We start from the raw sequence: 20,095 nt of genomic DNA, 5'->3' as shown, positions 1-20,095 counted from the left end.
CGACAAGATCGAGGGGATGTGACATGACGCAGGTCAACCGCCGCGAACGCGACCGCTCGGGGACCGACCGGGACATCCGGCGGCAGGCCAGGGAACTATTGGTGACCCAAGGGCCACAAGCCGTGACACTGCGTGCCATCGCCCGCGAACTGGGCATCACCGCGCCCGCGCTCTACCGCTACTACGCCTCGCGCGAGGACCTGATCGCGCACCTGCGCGCGGACGTCTGCGCCGACCTCGCCGTCGGCCTGGGCAAGGCGCTGGCCGAGGTACCCCAGACCGACCACATCGGCCAGGTACTGGCCATCTGCCGCGGCTTCCGCGCCTGGGCACTGCACCACCCGCAGGAGTTCGCCCTGGTCTTCGCCTCGCCCGCGGCGGCACCGGGGGAGAACTGCGCGATCGCCGCCGCGGACACCGGCACCGAGTCGTTCGGCCAGATCTTCCTCACCGTCGCGGGCCGCGTCCTGGCCACCGGCATCCTGCTGGCGAAGCCGGACGAGCCGGTCCCGACCGACATGCGCGCCGACCTGACCCGGTTCCGCGACGACCTGGTGGTCAACATGGCCGCGACCGGCGTGGCGGTGCCGTCCGAACTGGTCGGGGTGGGCACCGCCTACGCCATGCTCCGGTTCTGGGTCCGGCTCTACGGACAGGTGGCCCTGGAGGTGTTCGGCCAGTTCCCGTTCCCGGTGTCCGACGCCGAGCCGATGTTCGAGTCGATGCTCGACGACCTCGTCCGCGACGTCGGACTCCGCTGACCGTTCCTATCGGCACCACGATGACCTCACCGGCGCATCGAACAAGCAGACCGCCGGTACTCGAACTCAGCACCGCCTGCCGCCTCGGCGCCGTTCCAGTCGGATTCGCCTCAGGTCACCAGCCGCGCACGCCGAGCGCGATCACCTGGGTCACCTGGGTCGGGCTGAAGTTGTCGTCGCTGACCAGCAACAACGACCGCTCGCCGGAACGCAGGGCGGGCCCCCAGGAGATCCCCTCGATGTTGTCCACAGTGGACAAACCGAGATCGGCGAGGTCGACGAGCAGCCGCTTGCGCACCGGCCGCACCCCGCTCGGGTCGGCCAGGTCCCGGCCCGCCACGTTCGTCGCGCCCTTGGTGTCGACCTCGTACACCCGCACCTTGTTGCCGACGCCGGTCACGAACGCCCGCTCCACCACCAGATACCGGGTCGGGTCCAGCGGGTCGACGGCCAGGATCGCGGGCACGCCGTTGCTCGCCGCCGCGGTCGGCGGGACCGGCGTCGCGAACGCGGGCTCCTGCGGGTACGCGTACTGCGCGAGCTGGTGGCCGGTGCGGGTCTGCACCACGATCCGCGACAACGCGCCGTGCTCCGGGGTGGGCACCGGACCGTCCTGCAGCAGCGGCCCTTCGACCGCCGAGACGACCAGCGAACCGGCGCCCGCGTAGGTCAGGCCCTCCAGAACCAAGTTCTGTCGGGGCCCGCGGTCCGCGGTCATCCTGAGGTTCGCAGGCAGCGGCAGCTCGCTCGCGAACCGGCCGTCGCGCTTCGCGGTGCGCACCGACGGGTCGATCAGCACCTCGGGCCGGCGCTCGCCCTCCTGGCTCCAGGTGTAGCCGCCGGTCCACGGGTCGACCCGGATGTCCTCCGGGTCGACGGTCGTGCCGTCGCCCGCGGACAGCGGCGGGTAGGGGGTGCCGTCGGGGCGCAGGAACGGGTGGGTGCCGGTGAACTCCACCGGACCGATCCCGTCGGACGTCACGTCGATGCGCGCGGTGTAGAACCGGGCGGGCTGCAGCGCCGAGCGGTCGTCGCTGATGAACACGTAGCCGCCGGTGCACGGGTCGCGGTCGATCCCGGACAGGCCGCCCACGGTGGTGCCCTGGAAGGTCAGCCCGTGCGGGACGATGCGTTCCCCGATCAGGCGGACCTTCGGGCCGACCGGTTTCGCCACGGGCGCCGCGGCGGCGGGGGAGACGAGGAGGCCGGTGGCGACGACGGCGGCACCGAGCACGACGAGGGCGCGAGACATGACGGGTAGCACATCGCACCCGGGTGTCCACCACGTGGCGACCGGGCGACCTCCTACCATCGAGTCGTGAACCTCGTGCCGCTCGCGCCCCTGGTGGCCGGCCTGCCCCTGCTCGCCATCGGCTTCCTCGGCCTGACCGAGCGCCTGCCGCGCAACCGCTTCGGCGGCGTGCGCACCCCGGCCACGCTGCGCAGCGACGAGGCCTTCCGGGTGGGCAACAAGGTCGCCGGGCTGCCCACGCTGGTCGCGGGCCTGGTGGGGGTGCTCGGCGCGGCCGTCGGGTTCACCCTGTCCGGTACCGGCGCGGTGCTGACCGTCTCGGCGATCGCCCTGGTCGGCCTGGTGGCGATCACGCTGGGCGGCGGGGTGCTCGGCCACCGGGCCGCGGCGGCCGTCCCGGAGCCGAAGCCGGAGCTCCCGGCTGGCTGCGCGGGCTGCCAGTGCGGCGGCTGCGGCGTGCTCACCCGTGGCGCCTGAGATTTCACCCGGCCGGGTGGACTTCTAGTTTTCTCGCACGTCACCCGGGTGGGTGGCCAGCAAGGCCAGCGGCATGCCCTGTCTGCGCAGCACCCGTCCCCACAGGTCCTGGCCCGCGGGCGCCATCACGTCGCTGGGCAGCGCCGGAACCACGATCCAGTCGCCGCGGTCGATCTCGCCTGCCAGCTGGCCGACGTCCCAGCCCGCGTACCCGGCGAACACCCGCAGGCCGCGGAACTTGGGCGCCAGCGCGTCCGGGTCCGCGTCCAGGTCGACCAGCGCCACCGGCCCGCGCACCCCGATCAGGCCGCGCACCCCATCCACGTTCTCCCCGGTACGCATGGCCGCCAGGCACAGCGCCGTCTTCTGGTCGACCGGACCGCCCACGAATACCGCCCCCGGCTGGGTGACATGCGGACCCCAGTTGGGCAGCACATCATCCACCGGGACGTCACTCGGCCGGTTGAGCACGACGCCGAGGGTTCCCTCACCACGGTGGTCGATGACGTAGACGACCGTGCGGCGGAAGTTGTTGTCGAGCAGGCTGGGCGCCGCGACCAGCAGCGTCCCCGGCTCGACGTCGACATCGGACGGCACTCGCACATGATCCCATCCGGACCCCGGCGGCCGAGACCGGAGTTGGGAACTCGGGAACATCCTCGCCCAGCCGCGCGTTGGACGGAACGGTCGGCGCCTTCGTGTCCCCCGGGCTCAACTAGAACCGCCTTCGTGGAATACCGCTCGGCTGGAGCCACGTCGCGCAACTCGCCGTGAGGCGACCGGGTGTCGACCACAGGATGGGCGGCCTTTCGAGGCCGCCCATCCCTTTCTCCCGATACCGCTGATACCGCGCGTTCGCTAGCTGTTCGCGAACACTGTGGATGGGCACCGCTACTGACAGGTCCGGGCACCCGGCTAGGCTCCGGCGTTGTGAGCACGGCCCAACACGAGGCACACCACACACGTGTGGGAGCGCGGGCCCTGCTCGCCATCGAGGGTTTCCGCAGGCTGCTGTTCAGCCGGTTCGCCGCGCAGTGGGGCGACGGGCTGTTCCAGGCCGGACTCGCCGGGGCGGTGCTGTTCAACCCCGAGCGCGAGGCCGACCCGCTGGCCATCGCCGCCGGGTTCACCGCGCTGCTGCTGCCGTACTCCGTCGTCGGCCCGTTCGCGGGCGCGCTGCTCGACCGCTGGGACCGGCGGCGGGTGCTGGTCGTGGCCAACCTGCTGCGCGGCGTGCTGATCCTGGTCTCGGCGTTCACCGTGGCGGTCGGCGCGAACGGCGCGCTGCTGTTCACCCTGGCCCTGGTGGTGATCGGGGTCAGCCGGTTCGTCAACTCCGGGCTGTCCGCCGCGCTGCCGCACGTGGTCCCGGTACGCACCCTGGTCGAGGCCAACGCGTTGGCCACCACGCTGGGCGCGGTGGTCGCCGTGATCGGCGCGGGCTGCGCCGTCGGGCTGCGCGCGCTGTTCGGCGAGGGCAACGCGGGCTCCGGGCTGACCACCGCGTTCGCCTGTTTCGGCTCGGTCGGCGCGGCCTGGTTCGCGGTCCGGTTCGCGCGCGGCGCGCTCGGCCCGGACGAGGTGGACGAGCCCGCGCAGCCGCTGGTCGCGGTGGCCCGTGGCCTGTCCGACGGCGGCCGCGCGGCGATCCGCACGCCCACCGTGCTGGCCGGGTTCGTCGGGCTGCTCGCGCACCGGCTGGCGTTCGGCATCGCGCTGCTGCTGACCGTGCTGCTCATGCGGTTCCGGTTCACCGCGGGCCTGCCCGGCCTCGGTCAGGCGGTCGCGGTCTTCGGCGTGGGCATCCTGGTCGCCGGGCTGGTCACCGCCCGGCTGGTGGCGCGGCTGGGCAGGCGCCGCACGCTGGGCACCGGGCTGCTGCTCGGCGCGGTCGCGGTGCTCGCGGGCGGGCTGCCGCTGACCATGCCGACCACGCTCGCCGCCGCGCTGCTGATGTCGTTCGCGGGCCAGGTCGTGAAGCTGTGCGTGGACGCGGCGGTGCAGCGCGACATCGGCGACGAGCTGCGCGGCCGGGTGTTCTCCCTCTACGACACGCTGGTCAACATCGCCCAGGTGGTGTCCGTGGCGCTGGCCGCGCTGGTGGTCGCCCCGGACGGCGCCTCACCGGGGCTCGTCCTCGCTGCGGGCGCCTGCTACCTACTCGGTTTCGCCGGCTTCGCCCTCGTCAGCCGCGGCCACGCCTAGGCCCTGGGCACGGGCCCAGGCGAACAACGCGGCCTCGGCGTCCTCGCGGGAGAGCGGGCCGTGGTCCAGCCGCAGCTCCTTGAGGTGGCTCCACGCCTTGCCGACCAGCGGGCCCGCCGGGATGCCCAGCAGCCGCATGATCTCGTTGCCGTCCAGGTCCGGCCGCACCCTGGCCAGGTCCTCCTCGGCGGCCAGCCTGCCGATCCGCTCCTCAAGGCCGTCATAGGTGCGCTGCAGTGCGTTCGCCTTGCGCCGGTTGCGGGTGGTGCAGTCGGCGCGGACCAGCTTGTGCAGCCGGGACAGCAGGTCGCCCGCGTCGGTGACGTAGCGACGGACCGCGGAGTCGGTCCACTCGCCATTGCCGTAGCCGTGGAAGCGCAGGTGCAGGAAGACCAGCCGGGAGACGTCCTCGATGACCTCCTTGGAGTACCGCAGCGCGCGCAAGCGCTTTCGGGTCAGCTTGGCGCCCACCACCTCGTGGTGGTGGAAGCTGACCCCGCCGCCCGACATGTGCCTGCGGGTGTCCGGCTTGCCGATGTCGTGCAGCAACGCGGCCAGCCGCAGCACCAGGTCCGGTCCGTCCTCCTCCAGGTCGATCGCCTGGTCCAGCACCACCAGCGAGTGTTCGTAGACGTCCTTGTGCTGGTGATGCTCGTCGATCTCCAGTCGCATCGCGGGCACCTCGGGCAGCACGTGCGCGGCCAGCCCGCTGTCCACCAGCAGCTCCACGCCGCGTCTCGCCTGCACCCCGCACAGCAGCTTGGACAGCTCCGCCTGCACCCGCTCCGGGGTGATCCGGGTGATCTCGTCGGCCATCGCGCCCAGCGCGTCGAGCACCCGCGGCGCGCAGGCGAACCCCAGCTGGCTGACGAACCGGGCCGCGCGCAGCATCCGCAGCGGGTCGTCGGCGAACGACTCCTGCGGGGTGGCCGGGGTGTCCAGCACCCGGTCGGCCAGCGCGGTCATCCCGTCGTGCGGGTCGATGAACTCCCGGTCGGACAGATCGATCGCCATCGCGTTGACCGTGAAGTCCCGGCGGACCAGATCGGCCTCGATGGAGTCGCCGAACCGGACCTCGGGGTTGCGCGTCACCCGGTCGTAGGAATCCGAGCGGAACGTGGTGATCTCGCACTGGGCGCCGTTCTTGGCCGCGCCCACCGTGCCGAACGCGATCCCGGTGTCCCAGACCGCCTCCGCCCAGCCTGTGACGATCTTCATGATCTCGTCCGGCCGGGCGTCGGTGGTGAAGTCCAGGTCGTTGCCGAGCCTGCCCAGCATGGCGTCCCGCACGCTGCCACCGACCAGGTACAGCCGGTGGCCTGCACGGGTGAAGCGGGCCGCGAGTTCGTCGGCGACGGGCGAGACCCGCAGCAGTTCGGCGACCGCGTTCCGTGCGGCGGCCTGGGCGGCGTTGGTCGAGGCGGGCGTTCGAGACACGATGGACGAGCGTATCCGCCGCCGCGCCCCGACCGCGCACGCCCGTCCCCATTGCGCCGATCGCACTACCATCGCGGACATGCCCCCGTCGTCCGGCAGGTCCCGAGGTGCCCGCTCCGGGCGCCGGTTCCGCCGACGCGGGCGCAGGCTGACCACTGTGGACGAGACCTCGGCAGGTGGCCTGGTCATCGACCCGGCGACGCACACCGTGGCGCTGATCGGCAGGCTGGACCGGCGCGGCAGGCTGCTCTGGTCGCTGCCCAAGGGCCACATCGAACCGGGGGAGACCCCGGAGCAGACCGCTGTCCGCGAGGTCGCCGAGGAGACCGGGATCGACGGCGAGGTAGTCCGCCCGCTTGGCACCATCGACTACTGGTTCATCGCCGACGGCACCAAGCGGATCCACAAGACGGTGCACCACTTCCTGCTGCGGGCATACTCTTTCGAGCTGTCCGACGAGGACCTTGAGGTGACCGAGGTCGCGTGGGTGGCGCTCGACGAGTTGGACAACCGACTCGCCTACGCCGACGAGCGCCGGCTCGTCCGGAAGGCCAGGCAACTACTCTCCGAGCATCCGCTCTCACCCGATCCGGTGGAGCGGGATCGACCCGAGGTAGGACGGGCCTGACCCGATGGCTGGAGAGAAGCCGTGATCACTCGACTGCGCCGCGCCGGTTACGCGGTGCTGGCCGCGGTGTGCCTGACGCTGGGCGCACCGCTGACCACCCCGGCGAACGCGGAAGCGGCCGGGCGGTTACGGGTCGATCTGGACGAGCTGTCCCCGCGGGTGGTGGAGGCAGGCACCCAGACGGTCACCATCAGCGGCCGCGTCACCAATACGAGTGACCGCAAGGTGGAGCACGTCGATGTGCGGCTGCAGCGCGGGGACGTGATCGACGACGAGCTCGGGCTGCGGTCCGCGCTCGGCGACCCGCAGCGCCTGGACGCGGTGAGCAGGCCGGTGGTCAGCTCCACCTTCAAACCGGTCACCGACGCCCTCGACCGCGGCCAGACCGTGCCGTTCACCATCACCGTCGGCCTCGGCCAGGACAAGGACGCGCTGCGGCTGGACCAGCCGGGCATCTATCCGCTGGTACTGAACTTCAACGGCATCCCCGACTACGGCCGCACCGAGCGGCTCGGCGCGCTGAGCACCCTGCTGCCGGTGCTGTCCGTGCCCGGCGGCGGCATGGTCAACCCGCCCGCCCAGCCCACCCAGCTCAGCGTGCTGTGGCCGCTGATCGACGACCGCCCGCGCCGGGTGGAGACCCCCACCGACGGCAGCCGCACGGTGTTCGCCGACGACGGCCTGGCCACCTCGCTGTCCAGTGGCAGGCTGTTCAGCCTGGTCGACACCGTGCGCACGGCCGCGACCGGCAACTCCTCGATCCTGCGCACGCTGTGCTTCGTGGTCGACCCCGACCTGCTCGACACCGTCAACGCGATGACCGACGGCTACCAGGTGCGCGCCCCGGACGGCACGGTGTTCGACGGCACCGGCGCGGGCGCCGCCCAGCTGTGGCTCGACCGGGTGAAAGACCTCACCCGCGGCCAGTGCGTGATCTCCCTGCCGTACGCCGACGCCGATGTGGCCGCATTGTCCCGGGCGGGCAGCCACGAGCTGGTCGACGCCGCGCTGGCCGAGTCTGGCTCGGTGGAGACGCTGCTCGGCACCAAGCCGCTGGCCGGGGCGGTCTGGCCGGACGGCGGCACGCTGGACGCGAGCACGCTCACCGCGTTGTCCGGCTCGCACCGGACCACGATCCTGGCCGACGGCAGCCGGGTGCGCGGCGCCCAGGGCACGGTGCCCTACACGCTCGGCACCAACCTGCGCGCCATCCCGTACGACCAGCTCGTGGCCTCCTCGCTGGCACCGAAGGAGCCGGTGGACGACGCGGGCGTGAAGACCTCGTCGATCCAGAACGGCCTGGCGACGCTGGTGTTCCGTGGCGGCTACCAGTCCGTGCCCGGCCAGTCGGTGCTGGTGGCGCCGCCGCGCCGGTGGAACGCCACGGCCGCCGAGCTGTCGGTGTTCCTGAGCACCGTGCAGGCGCTGGAAACCCAGGGCTTCATCCGCCCGCTCGGCCTGCAGTCGCTCATCGACGGCGCCGACCAGGGCACCGCCGCCGGGCTGGACTACTCCGCCCAGGACAGCACGCAGGAGCTGCCCGCGCCGGTGACCGCCGAGATCGCCCAGGCCGACACCGTGCAGCGCGACCTGGTGGCCAACGTGCTGTTCGAGGACGACACCCGCAAGGTCACCCCCGACTCGCTCATCCAGCCGCTGCGCTACGGCCTGATCCGGGCCGGGTCCACCGCCTGGCGCAAGACCTCGGACAAGGGCCAGCACGCCACTGCCGCGGTCAACACCCAGCTCACCGCGCTGCTGTCGCAGGTGACGGTGAGCGACCCGGGCCGCCCGCTGTCGCTGGCCTCGCAGGACAGCCCGCTGCCGGTGTTCATCACCAACAGCCTGCCGGTCACCGTCCGGGCCAAGATCAACGTCGGGAACACCCCCGGGCTCAAGCCGCAGGAGACGGCCGTGGTGCGCATCCCGGCCAAGGCGGCCATCCCGCGCTACCTGCCCGCCGAGGTCACCCGGTCCGGCCGCTTCACCGTCACCATCTGGTTGACCACCGACAGTGGCACGCTGCTGGGTAAGTCCTCCCGGGTGGTACTGAACTCCACCTCTTACGGCAGCATCACCGTCGCGGTCACCGGTACGGCCGCGGGTGTGCTGGTGCTGTTGGTCGGCCTCCGGCTGTTCCGCCGGATCCGCACGGCCCGGCGCACGCGGGCAGCGGCGGCGGAGGGCGACCTCTGAACACGGGCAGGGACATGGACACGACCGCGAGGACGACGACGGTGGAGCAGGGGGCGGCCCGGACGGGCGGCACGGACGCGACCCCGTCGCTGGCCAAGGCCAGCGGCTCCATGGCGATCGCCACGCTGGTCAGCCGGATCACCGGGTTCTTCTGGAAGATCGTCCTCGGCTGGCTGGTCGGGGTGAACGTGGTGGGCGACTCGTTCACCGTGGCGAACACCCTGCCGAACATCATCTTTGAACTGCTGCTCGGCGGCGTGTTGGCCAGCATCGTGGTGCCGCTGCTGGTGCGCTCGCAGAAAGACCCGGACGGCGGCGCCGCCTACACCAACCGGCTGCTCACCGTCGGCCTGGTCGGCCTGGCCGTCGGCACGGTGATCGCGGTGGCCGCCGCCCCGCTGTTCACCCACCTCTACGTGGACGACTCCACCGGCAACGCCAACGCCGACCTGGTCACCGCGTTCGCCTACCTGCTGCTGCCGGAGATCCTCTTCTACGGCGTGTTCGCGCTGCTGTCGGCGATCCTGCAGGCCCGGCACGTGTTCGGGCCGACCGCGTGGGCGCCGGTGGTGAACAACGTGGTCATCCTGGCCACCCTGGTCACCTACTCGCTGGTGCCCGGCAAGATCTCGCTCGACCCGGTCAGCATGGGCGACACCAAGCTGCTGATCCTGGGCGTCGGCACCACCCTGGGCATCCTGGTGCAGGCGGTGATCCTGCTGCCGTCGCTGCGCCGGATCGGGTTCCGGTTCCGCTGGAACTGGGGCTTCGACTCCCGGCTGCGCGAGTTCGGCGGCCTGGCCCTGTGGATCCTGGGCTACGTGGCGATCAGCCAGATCGGCATGGTGATCACCCAGCGGGTGCTCACCGCCGCCTCCGCGGGCGGCGCGCTGATCTACTCCAACGCCTGGCTGCTGTTCCAGCTGCCCTACGGCGTCATCGGCGTCTCGCTGCTGACCGCGATCCTGCCCAGGATGAGCAAGTCCGCCGCCGACGGCGACACCCAGCGGCTGGTCGACGACCTGTCGCTGGCGAGCAGACTGTCCGCGGTGATGCTGGTGCCGATCAGCGCGGTGCTCACGATCACCGGCACGGCCATCGGCGTCGCGCTGTTCACCGGCGGCGAGACCGACCTGGCCGAGGCCCAGCGACTGGGCTACGCGCTGGCCTTCTCCGCGTTCGGCCTGCTGCCGTACGCGCTGGTCATGCTCCAGCTGCGGGTGTTCTACGCGATGAAGGACGCGCGCACGCCGACCCTGATCATGGTCGTGATGACCCTGGTGAAGGTGCCGATGCTGTACATGTGCGCGCAGCTGGTCCAGTCCGACCAGGTGGTCATCGCGGTGCTGCTGATCAACTCGCTGACCTTCGTGGTCGGCGCGGTGCTCGGCCAGATGTGGCTGTGGGTGCGGCTGGGCAACCTGCACAGCAAGAAGATCATCCGAGTGATCGCCACCACGGTGCTCGCGGGCGGGGTGGGCATCGCCGCCGCCTGGGCGGTGACCCGCTTCGCGCTGCCCGAGCTCGACTCGCGGTTCGCGGCGTGGGTCACACTCACGGTGCAGGGCCTGGTCGCGGGCAGTGTCGCCTTCGGTGTGCTGGTGCTGCTGAAGGTGCCCGAGCTGCAGCCCGCGACGCGCCGAATCACCCGACTGGTGCGCAGGCGCTGAGCCGCTCCGTCACCGGTCATCCGCCGAGTTCCCGTAGGCTCGACCCTGGATCGGGCAGGTGGAGAGATCGGTGACGACGAGGCGGACCGAGTACCCCGCGGGTGAGGGAGCGGCTGGCGGGCGCGCCAGGACGAGCTTCCTCGTGCCCGGCCGCGCGGTCGCCGAGGGCCGCTACCGGCTGCTGGCCGAGTTCGGCCGCGATGAGCGGCTGGACGCGCACCTCTGGCGTGCCCAGGACAACCAGCTCCGCCGCGATGTCGCGCTCACCCTGCTGGTCGGCGACCCGGCCGACGGTCCGGCCGCGGCTCGCGCCCGCCGGGTGCTTGAGCGCACCATGCACGCCGCCCGGGTCACCCACCCCGGCCTGGCCAGGGTGCTCGACGTGCTCGGTCCCGGCAACGGGGTCGGCCACGGCGAGGGCCTGCTGGGCATCGTGGTCGCCGACTGGTCGCAGGGCACCGACCTGGTCGACCTCATCGCCGAGCACCCACTGCCGCCCGCCACCGCAGCCAGGCTGCTGGAGCCGCTGGCCGCCGCGGTCGAGCTGGCCCACCACTCCGGCATGGTGCTGGGCATCGACCACCCGCAGCGGATCCGGGTCACCCCGGACGGCGTGCTGCGGCTGTCCTTCCCCGGCCCGTTGCCCGACGCCACCCTGCAGAACGACGTGCGCGGTCTGGGCGCGATCCTCTACCTGCTGCTCACCGGCCGATGGCCGCTGCCCGGCGCGCCCGCGCTGCCGTCCGCGCCGATCGGCCAGGACGGTCAGGTCGTGCCGCCCCGCGCGCTGTTCGCCTACATCCCGTACGAGCTGTCCTCGGCCGCGGTGCGCAGCCTGCACGACGACGCCACCGGCGGCATTCGCACCAGCGCGGGCCTACTGCGGGTGCTGGAGCGGGCCAAGCTCAACGAGGACTCCACCCAGCTCATCGGCCGGGTCGACGAGGTCGGCCCGGAGCACCCCGAGGAGTACGAGGACGACGACGGCACCGTCTGGACCACCCGCCGCCCCAGCAACGACCGGTCCAAGCGGCGCAAGCTGGCCATCGGCGTCACCGTGCTGGCCGTGGCCACCGTCGGCGTGCTTGCCTGGCTGGGCATGCAGCTGATCAGCTTCTTCGGCGGCGACGAGCCCACCTCCGGCGGCCCGACCGTGGTGGCCACCGCCCCGGGCAATGCCGAGAACGCCCCGGCACCGCGTCAGCCGGGCGAGCCGATCCAGCCAGCGGACGTGGCGGTGTTCAACGTCAAGGGCACCCCGGACAACCCGCGGCGGGCCAACCGCGCGGTCGACGGCGACCAGAAGACCTCCTGGAAGACCGACAAGTACCAGCAGCCGTTCCCGGCGCTCAAGCCCGGCGTGGGGATCATGGCCTCGTTCGCCGAGCCGGTGCCGTTCGCCGAGGTGGTCGTCGACTCGCCCAGCTCCGGCACGGTGATCGAGGTGCGCACCGCGCCGTCGGACAAGCCTGGCCTGGACGAGACCAAGGTCATCGGCCGGGCCGAACTGAAGGCCGGGCAGACGAAGCTGCAGCTCGACAACGCCGAGCCGACCCAGCACGTACTGGTCTGGATCACCAAGCTGGGCGACGGCAACAGCTCCGAGCTCACCGAGATCGGCTTCGTTCGAGCGAAGTGAGTATCCGCTGGTCGGAGCGGGTTCAGTCATCCCACGACCGCCCTATACGCTGTCCGGGTGACCGCCGCTGCCAGCTCGGACGCCGACCTCATCGCGGCGCACGCCGCGGGTGACCCGCGTGCCTTCGCCGAACTCGTGCGCAGGCACCGCGACCGCATGTGGGCGGTGGCGCTGCGCACGCTGCGCGATCCCGAGGAGGCGGCCGACGCGCTGCAGGAGGCGTTCATCTCGGCATTCCGCGCCGCCGCGTCGTTCCGAGCGGAGTCGCAGGTCACCACCTGGCTGCACCGGATCGTGGTGAACGCCTGCCTGGACCGCATCCGGCGCAGGCAGGCCCGGCCGACCGTGCCGCTGCCCGAGGCGGGCCCGGGTGAGCCGGTCACCCCGCGGGACGCGATGGCCGACCGGGAGACCCGGCTGGTGGTGCAGCGGGCGTTGGCGGAGCTGTCCGAGGAGCAACGGGTGCCGATCGTCTTAGTCGACGTGGAGGGGTACTCGGTCGCCGAGACGGCCCAGCTGCTCGGCATCGCCGAGGGCACGGTGAAGAGCCGGTGTGCGCGCGGTCGCGCGAAGTTGGCCAAAGTTCTCGGACATCTGCGGAACCTCGATGCAGATGCGAACGTCCCAGGTGGCGCTGTCGCAGACGGTCGGGATACGCCGCGCAGGCGCCACTGGGAGGGACGATGACGGACGACTTTCGGGGTACCGGCCCCGACGGGCCGCCATGGTCTGTCGATTTGTTGGCCAGCCTGCACGCGGGTGTGCTCGACTCGGAGCGTAGCGCCCGGCTGTGGCCAAGGGTCAACGCCGACCCGGCCGCCAAGGCGGTCATCGACGCGTTGGACTCGGTGAAGGTGGGGCTGGGCGAGCTCGGCCAGGCCCCGGTCGCGCCGATGCCCGCCCAGTTCGCTGCCCGACTGGACTCGGCGCTGGAAGCAGAGGCCCGACGGGCGTTCGGCGGTCCGGTCGCGATCCAGGAGCGGAACACGCCACCCCATCCGGTGGCCCCCGCGCCACGGGCACCACAACGCCCACAACCTCTACAGACACCACCGCAACCGCCGCAGCAGGGCGAGGTCGTCGACCTGGCCGCCGCGCGGCGCAAGCGCAACCGCCTCCAGCAGTGGGGGATCGGCGTGCTGGCCGCGGCGGCCGCCGCGGTCGCGGTTGGCTACATCGTGCTGCCCGGCAACCAGAACACCACCGGCGGTCAGGCCGAGGCCCCGCCGAACCTGCCGTCCGCCACCACCGGCCCCGGCGGCCAGGGCGAGGGTCCGATCGCGGTCAGACGCGAGGACTTCCTCAGCGTGATCGGCCGAGTCACCAGCAAGTGGGACTACGGCCCGCTCAAGGACGAGGCGGGTGTGACCAGGTGCCTGGCCGCCAACCACCTCGACCCGGCCAAGACCAAGCCCGCTGGCGTGCACCCGGTGACCCTGGACGGCAAGCCCGGCGTCCTGGTGCTGATGGTGCCCGGCGACCCCGGCCGGTTCCGGGTGCTGGTGGTCGAGGCGGACTGCACCGCGCTGGCCAACGAGTCCATCGGCTGAGCCCACCCGACCGACCTTCCTCGGTCGGGTGACGGCGCTGGTCACCCCGGGTGCTCCCGGTCACCCGGCGGTCGCGGAACAACGGCCGCCTACGATCGCGTTGACACTCATGTGACCGGGCAGGACCGTCCGGCGAAGGTCGATGGAGGGCAGATGCCTGCGGAAGCGGACCAGATCCGAAACCTGATCGTCGTCGGTTCCGGACCCGCCGGCTACACCGCGGCGGTGTACGCCGCGCGCGCCCAGCTGGAACCGCTGGTGTTCGAGGGCTCCCAGTTCGGCGGCGCGCTGATGACCACCACCGAGGTGGAGAACTTCCCCGGCTTCCGCGACGGGATCATGGGCCCGGACCTGATGGAGCAGATGCGCGAGCAGGCCAAGCGGTTCGGTGCCGACCTGCGCCCGGAAGACGTCGACTCGGTCGAGCTGACCGGCGAGATCAAGTACGTGGTCGCCAACGGCGTGCGCTACGCGGCGAAGGCCGTGGTGCTGGCCATGGGCGCGGCGGCGCGCTACCTGAACGTGCCCGGTGAGCAGGAGCTGCTCGGCCGCGGCGTGTCGGCCTGCGCCACCTGCGACGGCTTCTTCTTCCGCGACCAGGACATCGCGGTGCTCGGCGGCGGCGACTCGGCGATGGAGGAGGCCACCTTCCTCACCCGTTTCGCCCGCTCGGTGACGATCATCCACCGGCGCGAGGAGTTCCGCGCTTCGAAGATCATGCTGGAGCGCGCGCGGGCCAACGAGAAGATCCGCTGGCAGCTCAACACCGCGGTCACCAAGGTGCTCGGCGAGGGCAAGGTGTCCGGTCTGCGGCTGCGCGACACGGTCACCGGCGACACCGAGGACCTCGACGTCACCGGCTTCTTCGTCGCCATCGGCCACGACCCGCGCAGCGCGCTGGTCAAGGGCCAGGTCGAGGTGGACGACGAGGGCTACGTGATCACCAAGGGCCGCTCCTCGTACACCAACCTGGACGGCGTGTTCGCCGCGGGCGACCTGGTCGACCACACCTACCGCCAGGCCATCACCGCGGCGGGCTCGGGCTGCGCCGCGGCCATCGACGCCGAGCGCTGGCTGGCCGAGCACGGCGAGGCCGAGGCCGCGTCGGCTCCGGAGCTCGTCGGCGGCGGCTACGGCACCGCCGACTGACCACCCTCATCCCTACCCGTCCACCCCAGCCCAGATCACCGAGGGAGCCAAGCACGCATGGCCGGTAACACCGTCACCGTCACGGACAAGACGTTCGTCTCCGACGTCCTGCAGAGCGAGAAGCCCGTCATCGTGGACTTCTGGGCCACCTGGTGCGGCCCCTGCCGGATGGTCGCCCCGGTGCTGGAGGAGATCGCGGGCGAGCACGCCGACAAGATCACCGTGGCCAAGCTGGACATCGACCAGAACCCGGGCACCGCGCGCGACTACCAGGTGCTGTCCATCCCCACCCTGATCGTGTTCCAGGGCGGCCAGCCGGTGAAGACCATCGTCGGCGCCAAGCCCAAGATGGCCCTCCTCGCCGACCTCAGCGACTACCTGGGCGCCTGAGCTGATTTCCTCCCGCCCCCTCTTCCCCGCCCGGCACGGCCCCCGACCTGGCACCATCGCCACCGGTTTCGACACCGGCAGCCCGGGATGAAGGCGCGGACCAAGGAGAAGCTGTACTAACCCAAGCAACCCGAACCCGGGGTCCGCGCGTCTCGTTGTGCGACGCAGGGCCCCGGTTTCGCGTATCCGGACGACGCACCCGCCATCCCTGCGGGGGACACGGGAACCGGCAAGGCACAATGGGTTACCAAATGCCGGTTGTCGGCCGGGTCGACCGGACCCGGGTCCACCGGGTCTTCCGCACCGGTTCGGTGCACGAGCGGAAAGCGAGGGGTGCATGCGGGTACTGCGCCGCGGCGATGGGGGGCCTGCCGTAGCCGAGGTTCGGTCCACGCTCGCAGCGTTGGGCCTGTTGCCTCCGGTCAACGGGATTCTCGACCAGTTCGACCAGGCGATGGAGCACGCGGTCCGCGCGTTCCAGCAGCAGCGCGGCCTGATCACCGACGGCCTGGTCGGCCCGGCCACCTACCGCGCCCTGCGCGACGCCACCTACCAGCTCGGCGGTCGCCCGCTGGCCTACCTGGTGTCCGCCCCGATCACCGGCGACGACGTGGTCACCCTGCAGGAGCGGCTGCTCGAACTCGGCTACGACGCGGGCCGCCCCAACGGCGTGTTCGGCGCGCAGACCGAGGCCGCGCTGCGCAACTTCCAGCGCGACTACGGCCTGACCGTGGACGGCATCTGCGGCCCGGAGACCATCCGCGCGCTGCGCCAGCTCTCCCCGCGCGCCCGCGGCGGCCGCCCGGTGCTGCTGCGCGAGCAGGAGCGGGTCCGCCGCTCGGGGCCGCGACTGACCGGCAAGCGGATCGTGATCGACCCCGGCCACGGCGGCGGGGACACCGGGATCTCGGTCGACGGGGTGAACGAGTCCGACCTGATGTGGGACCTGGCCCGCCGCCTGGAGGGCCGAATGGTGGCCACCGGCATGGAGGCGCTGCTCTCCCGCGGCCCCGACCAGTGCCCGGACGAGGCGACCCGCGCCCAGTTCGCCAACGAGGCGGGCGCCGACCTGGTGCTGTCCCTGCACTCGGACGGCAACCGCTCGCCGTTCGCCCAGGGAGTGGCGTCGTTCCACTTCGGCACCGGCAACGGCAACACCTCGACGCTGGGCGAGGCCATGGCCGGGCTGATCCAGCGCGAGCTGGCCAAGCGCACCGGCCTGCGGGACTGCCACACCCACCCGCGGACCTGGGAGCTGCTGCGGCTGACCCGCTGCCCGGCGGTGCGCATCGAGATCGGCTACCTCACCAACGACGAGGACCGGCACAGACTGACCGATCCGGCGTTCCGGGACGTGGTGGCCGAGGGCATCGTGGTCGCGGTGAAGCGCCTCTACCTGCTGGGCGAGAACGACCAGCCCACCGGCAGCTTCACCTTCGCCGACGTCCTGGCCCACGAACTCGCCAAAGCCGAGTAGCAAACGCTTGCGACCTGCCTGACCAGCGCCGAACAGCAACCTCGCACAGGCCCGGGGAGGCTGCTTCAGCGCAGGACTGGAGAGGCCGTGCTTACCGACACTGTCCCCAGCAGGCGCTCCAGGGCTGCCTCGACGTCTTCCTTCCAGGTGATGCCGGTGCGCAGCTCCAGGCGCAGCCGCGGCCACCGCGGGTGCGGGCGCACGGTCTTGAATCCCACACTGGTCAGGAAGTCGGCGGGCACCACACAGGACCGCTCCTCGTCCGGCTGGGCGTCGCCGAAGGCCTCGATGGCGCGCACGCCGCGCCGGGTGAGGTCCTTGGCCACCGCCTGCACCAGCATCCGGCCCAGCCCGCCACCGCGGAACTCCGGCAGCACGTGGAAGCCGGTGAGCACCACCGCGTCCGGGCTGACCGGGGAGGTGGGGAACGCCGAGGACCGCGGCACCGCGTTGGGCGGAGCGTAGAGGACGAACCCGACCGGGAGCTTGTCGCTGTAGACGACCCGACCGCAGGAACCCCAGTCCAGCAGCACGCTGGAGACCCAGGCTTCCTTCTCCAGCTCCGTGGTGCCGAACTCCTCCGCCTGCTCCTTGAGGTGCGGCGCGAGCTCCCAGTAGACACACCCCCGGCAGTGCTTGGGGAGGTGTTCCAGGTTGTCCAGCGTGACGCCGATGACGCGTCGCGACACCCGACCTCCCGTGCTCGCGGAGTACAGTCGCGCGCCCGCAGGGGGAGTAGGACGGCGAGTTACCGCACCAGGATAAGGCGATGTGACCTGCACCGGTACCGCGAAGGCGAATCTCGGGGGTAAGTCACTCCTCCGGTTACACTGTTATGACGTCGCACCCCTTGGAGCTGGTCATGAGCACCGCTGACCACCTGCCCGACAGATCGGGCGCCCGCAGTCTCGACCCCCACCTGGGCCGGTACGCGGCACGGGCAGCGGGGATGACGGCATCCGAGGTGCGGGCGCTGTTCGCGGTGGCCAGCAGGCCCGAGGTGGTGTCGCTGGCGGGCGGCATGCCGAACCTGGCCGCGCTGCCGCTGGACTTCATCTCCGAGCAGATGCGCTCGATCGTGGCCGAGGAGGGCTTGGTCGCGCTGCAATACGGCTCCGCGCACGGCGTGCCCCGGCTGCGTGAGCAGATCTGCGAGGTCATGGCCCTGGAGGGGATCACCGGACACCCGGACGATCTGGTGGTCACGGTGGGCTCGCAGATGGCCCTGGACCTGGTGACCCGGATCTTCATCGACCCGGGCGACATCGTGCTCGCCGAGGGCCCGTCCTACGTTGGCGCGCTCGGCACCTTCGCCTCCTACCAGGCCGACGTCCGGCACGTGGTGATGGACGAGCACGGCCTGGTGCCGGAGGCACTGCGGGCCGCGCTGACCGCCGCCGACCAGGCCGGTCGCCGGGTCAAGTTCCTCTACACGATCCCGAACTTCAACAACCCCGCGGGCGTGACGCTGGCGGTGTCCCGCCGGGCCGAGATCCTCGACCTGTGCGCCCGGCACGACGTGCTGGTGATCGAGGACAACCCGTACGGCCTGCTGGGCTTCGACGGGCAGGTCTACCCGGCGCTGCGCTCGATGGACGCCGACAACGTGATCTACCTTGGCTCGTTCTCCAAGACCTTCGCCTCCGGGCTGCGGGTCGGCTGGGCGCTGGCCCCGCACGCGGTGCGCGAGAAGCTGGTGCTGGCCGCCGAGTCGGCCGCGCTGTGCGCGCCCACGTTGAACCAGATGGTGGTCTCCCGCTACCTGGCCACGCACGACTGGCAGGGCCAGATCAAGTCCTTCCAGACCACCTACCGGGAGCGGCGCGACGCGCTGCTGGCCGGGCTGGCCCAGCACATGCCCGCGGGCTGCACGTGGACCCGCCCGGACGGCGGCTTCTTCGTGTGGCTGACCGTGCCGGAGGGCGTCGACACCAAGGCGATGCAGCCGCGCGCGGTCACCGCCCGGGTGGCGTACGTGCCGGGTACCGGGTTCTACGCCGACGGGTTCGGCAGCAGGCAGATGCGGCTGTCGTTCTGCTACCCGCCGCCGGAGCGGATCTCCGAGGGCGTGCGCAGGCTGGCCGGGGTACTGGCGGACGAGCTGGAGCTGCTCAACACTTTCGGCCCGGCGGTCAGCCGCTCGCTGTCCGGCCCGCAGACCCCGGCGCCCGACACCGCCTGAGCGATGCCTGCCCGCGGTGTACTTTCGGTGCGCCGCTCTGTCGGCTGTGCCCGGAAACCACGCCCGGATCTCCGGGATCCCGAATCACCTTGAGGAGTCTGCCGTGTCCGACCGCTGGGTTGCCGTGCTCGCCGGGGGCCTGTCGCACGAGCGCGACGTCTCGCTGCGGTCCGGGCGGCGGGTGTCCGCGGCCCTGCGGTCGGTCGGGGTGACGGTGGAGGAGTGGGACGCCGATGCCAGCCTGCTGACTCGGCTGCGGGAGCACCGCCCGGACGCGGTGGTGATCGCGCTGCACGGCGGAGAGGGCGAGAACGGCTCCATCCAGACGATCCTGGAGCTGCTGGACATCCCGTACGTCGGCGCGGACTCGGGGGCGTGCCGCCGGGCCTGGTACAAGCCCGGCGCCAAGGCCGAGCTGCGCCGCGCGGGCCTGCTGACCCCGGACTGGGTGGTGCTGTCGCAGAGCGCGTTCCGCGAGCTGGGCGCGCAGCCGGTACTGGACGCCATGGTCGACCGGCTCGGGCTGCCGATGATGCTCAAGCCGGACCAGGGCGGCTCGGCGCTGGGCGCGCAGGTCGTGCGCGCGGCGAGCGAGCTGCCCACGGCCATGGTCGGTTCACTGGCGTACAGCGACGCGGTGCTGGCCGAGAAGTTCATCGATGGCGTCGAGGTGGCGGTGACCGTGTTCGACGGCCCGGACGGTCCGCGCGCGCTGCCCGCGGTGGAGATCTCCACCGAGTCCGGCGTCTACGACTACACCGCCCGCTACACCGCCGGGCTGACCACGTTCCACATGCCCGCCCGGCTGGACGACGCGACCGCGGCCAAGGCGGCCGACCTTGCCGTGTCCGCGCACCGGTTGCTCGGGCTGCGCGACGTGTCGCGCACCGATGCGGTGGTCAGCGCGTCCGGCGATGTCTACTTCATCGAGGTGAGCCTGTCGCCGGGCCTGACCGAGACCTCGTTGGTGCCGATGGCGATCGAGGCTTCGGGTCAGTCCTTCGGCGCGCTCTACGCCGATCTGGTCGACCGGGCGATCACCCGGTCCCAGACCCGCTAGGCACGAGAAAACCCCCTCCACA

General features: G+C 71.7%; 18 protein-coding genes. 14 read left to right on the top strand and 4 right to left on the bottom strand.

Annotated features, from left to right (window positions below):
* Nucleotides 1-23 precede the first annotated feature (23 nt).
* The gene (locus tag C503_RS0121415) at nt 24-761 is read left to right on the top strand and encodes a TetR/AcrR family transcriptional regulator (protein ID WP_018684271.1); all 738 of its coding nucleotides are present in this window, start codon (nt 24-26) and stop codon (nt 759-761) included.
* 115 nt (nt 762-876) lie between these two features.
* Here C503_RS0121415 and C503_RS0121410 read toward each other — a convergent pair whose 3' ends face one another.
* Nucleotides 877-2,013 carry an esterase-like activity of phytase family protein gene (locus C503_RS0121410; RefSeq protein ID WP_018684270.1) on the bottom strand — a complete coding sequence of 379 codons (1,137 nt, stop codon included), beginning with the start codon at nt 2,011-2,013 and terminating at the stop codon, nt 877-879.
* A 66-nt stretch (nt 2,014-2,079) separates the two neighbouring features.
* On the opposite strand from C503_RS0121410, the gene C503_RS0121405 reads away from it, so the two are divergent.
* Nucleotides 2,080-2,490 (top strand): SdpI family protein, encoded by a 411-nt coding sequence (locus tag C503_RS0121405; protein ID WP_018684269.1) that lies wholly within the window; start codon nt 2,080-2,082, stop codon nt 2,488-2,490.
* Between the two features lie 24 nt (nt 2,491-2,514).
* Here the strand turns inward: C503_RS0121405 and C503_RS0121400 are convergent, their stop codons facing one another.
* Nucleotides 2,515-3,087 (bottom strand): YqgE/AlgH family protein, encoded by a 573-nt coding sequence (locus tag C503_RS0121400; RefSeq protein ID WP_018684268.1) that lies wholly within the window; start codon nt 3,085-3,087, stop codon nt 2,515-2,517.
* 369 nt (nt 3,088-3,456) lie between these two features.
* Here C503_RS0121400 and C503_RS0121395 point away from each other — a divergent pair, with 369 nt between their 5' ends.
* On the top strand, nt 3,457-4,695 hold the full coding sequence (locus tag C503_RS0121395; RefSeq protein ID WP_018684267.1) for an MFS transporter: 1,239 nt from the start codon (nt 3,457-3,459) through the stop codon (nt 4,693-4,695).
* Here the strand turns inward: C503_RS0121395 and C503_RS0121390 are convergent.
* On the bottom strand, nt 4,648-6,132 hold the full coding sequence (locus tag C503_RS0121390) for a CCA tRNA nucleotidyltransferase (RefSeq protein ID WP_018684266.1): 1,485 nt from the start codon (nt 6,130-6,132) through the stop codon (nt 4,648-4,650). The genes C503_RS0121395 and C503_RS0121390 overlap by 48 nt on opposite strands.
* A 79-nt stretch (nt 6,133-6,211) precedes the next feature.
* On the opposite strand from C503_RS0121390, the gene C503_RS40250 reads away from it, so the two are divergent.
* From C503_RS40250 to C503_RS0121345, 9 genes are all read left to right on the top strand, one after another.
* Nucleotides 6,212-6,760, top strand: a complete 549-nt coding sequence (locus C503_RS40250) for an NUDIX hydrolase (RefSeq protein ID WP_084477244.1) — start codon at nt 6,212-6,214, stop codon at nt 6,758-6,760.
* A gap of 21 nt (nt 6,761-6,781) precedes the next feature.
* Entirely contained in the window at nt 6,782-8,956 is a 2,175-nt protein-coding gene (locus C503_RS40245) for a DUF6049 family protein (RefSeq protein ID WP_018684264.1), read from the top strand.
* Nucleotides 8,957-8,970: 14 nt separating this feature from the next.
* Nucleotides 8,971-10,626 (top strand): murein biosynthesis integral membrane protein MurJ, encoded by a 1,656-nt coding sequence (gene murJ, locus C503_RS0121375; RefSeq protein WP_018684263.1) that lies wholly within the window; start codon nt 8,971-8,973, stop codon nt 10,624-10,626.
* A 70-nt stretch (nt 10,627-10,696) separates the two neighbouring features.
* Nucleotides 10,697-12,265 carry a protein kinase family protein gene (locus tag C503_RS0121370; protein ID WP_033400881.1) on the top strand — a complete coding sequence of 523 codons (1,569 nt, stop codon included), beginning with the start codon at nt 10,697-10,699 and terminating at the stop codon, nt 12,263-12,265.
* 57 nt (nt 12,266-12,322) lie between these two features.
* A complete protein-coding gene (gene sigM / locus C503_RS0121365) occupies nt 12,323-12,952 on the top strand; it encodes an RNA polymerase sigma factor SigM (protein WP_018684261.1) in 630 nt (209 codons plus the stop codon).
* A complete protein-coding gene (locus tag C503_RS0121360; protein ID WP_026316543.1) occupies nt 12,949-13,815 on the top strand; it encodes a hypothetical protein in 867 nt (288 codons plus the stop codon). Before sigM ends, C503_RS0121360 begins: the two co-directional genes overlap by 4 nt.
* 153 nt (nt 13,816-13,968) lie before the next feature.
* On the top strand, nt 13,969-14,964 hold the full coding sequence (gene trxB, locus C503_RS0121355) for a thioredoxin-disulfide reductase (RefSeq protein WP_018684259.1): 996 nt from the start codon (nt 13,969-13,971) through the stop codon (nt 14,962-14,964).
* 57 nt (nt 14,965-15,021) lie between these two features.
* The gene (gene trxA, locus C503_RS0121350; protein ID WP_018684258.1) at nt 15,022-15,354 is read left to right on the top strand and encodes a thioredoxin; all 333 of its coding nucleotides are present in this window, start codon (nt 15,022-15,024) and stop codon (nt 15,352-15,354) included.
* A 337-nt stretch (nt 15,355-15,691) separates the two neighbouring features.
* On the top strand, nt 15,692-16,831 hold the full coding sequence (locus C503_RS0121345) for an N-acetylmuramoyl-L-alanine amidase (RefSeq protein ID WP_026316542.1): 1,140 nt from the start codon (nt 15,692-15,694) through the stop codon (nt 16,829-16,831).
* A 65-nt stretch (nt 16,832-16,896) separates the two neighbouring features.
* Here the strand turns inward: C503_RS0121345 and C503_RS0121340 are convergent, their stop codons facing one another.
* Nucleotides 16,897-17,520, bottom strand: a complete 624-nt coding sequence (locus tag C503_RS0121340; RefSeq protein ID WP_018684256.1) for a GNAT family N-acetyltransferase — start codon at nt 17,518-17,520, stop codon at nt 16,897-16,899.
* 173 nt (nt 17,521-17,693) lie between these two features.
* Here C503_RS0121340 and C503_RS0121335 point away from each other — a divergent pair, with 173 nt between their 5' ends.
* Together C503_RS0121335 and C503_RS0121330 are read left to right on the top strand one after the other, a co-directional pair.
* A complete protein-coding gene (locus C503_RS0121335; RefSeq protein WP_051114903.1) occupies nt 17,694-19,013 on the top strand; it encodes an aminotransferase-like domain-containing protein in 1,320 nt (439 codons plus the stop codon).
* 103 nt (nt 19,014-19,116) lie between these two features.
* Nucleotides 19,117-20,073: a D-alanine--D-alanine ligase family protein gene (locus C503_RS0121330; RefSeq protein ID WP_018684254.1), complete on the top strand. Its 957-nt coding sequence runs from the start codon at nt 19,117-19,119 to the stop codon at nt 20,071-20,073.
* The last annotated feature ends 22 nt before the right edge of the window (nt 20,074-20,095 follow it).

It is taken from the genome of Actinokineospora enzanensis DSM 44649 (genome assembly GCF_000374445.1).
Lineage (GTDB): Bacteria > Actinomycetota > Actinomycetes > Mycobacteriales > Pseudonocardiaceae > Actinokineospora > Actinokineospora enzanensis.
Note: the sequence above shows the minus strand (reverse complement) of the source record. Positions and strands in the feature narration are given on the sequence as shown.

What these genes read in the sequence shown, in the direction of transcription:
- C503_RS0121410 (WP_018684270.1), bottom strand. Translation starts at nt 2,013, where the DNA reads ATGTCTCGCGCCCTCGTCGTGCTCGGTGCCGCCGTCGTCGCCACCGGC.
- C503_RS0121415 (WP_018684271.1), top strand. Translation starts at nt 24, where the DNA reads ATGACGCAGGTCAACCGCCGCGAACGCGACCGCTCGGGGACCGACCGG.
- C503_RS0121345 (WP_026316542.1), top strand. Translation starts at nt 15,692, where the DNA reads ATGCGGGTACTGCGCCGCGGCGATGGGGGGCCTGCCGTAGCCGAGGTT.
- trxB (WP_018684259.1), top strand. Translation starts at nt 13,969, where the DNA reads ATGCCTGCGGAAGCGGACCAGATCCGAAACCTGATCGTCGTCGGTTCC.
- trxA (WP_018684258.1), top strand. Translation starts at nt 15,022, where the DNA reads ATGGCCGGTAACACCGTCACCGTCACGGACAAGACGTTCGTCTCCGAC.
- C503_RS40250 (WP_084477244.1), top strand. Translation starts at nt 6,212, where the DNA reads ATGCCCCCGTCGTCCGGCAGGTCCCGAGGTGCCCGCTCCGGGCGCCGG.
- murJ (WP_018684263.1), top strand. Translation starts at nt 8,971, where the DNA reads ATGGACACGACCGCGAGGACGACGACGGTGGAGCAGGGGGCGGCCCGG.
- C503_RS0121360 (WP_026316543.1), top strand. Translation starts at nt 12,949, where the DNA reads ATGACGGACGACTTTCGGGGTACCGGCCCCGACGGGCCGCCATGGTCT.
- C503_RS0121335 (WP_051114903.1), top strand. Translation starts at nt 17,694, where the DNA reads ATGAGCACCGCTGACCACCTGCCCGACAGATCGGGCGCCCGCAGTCTC.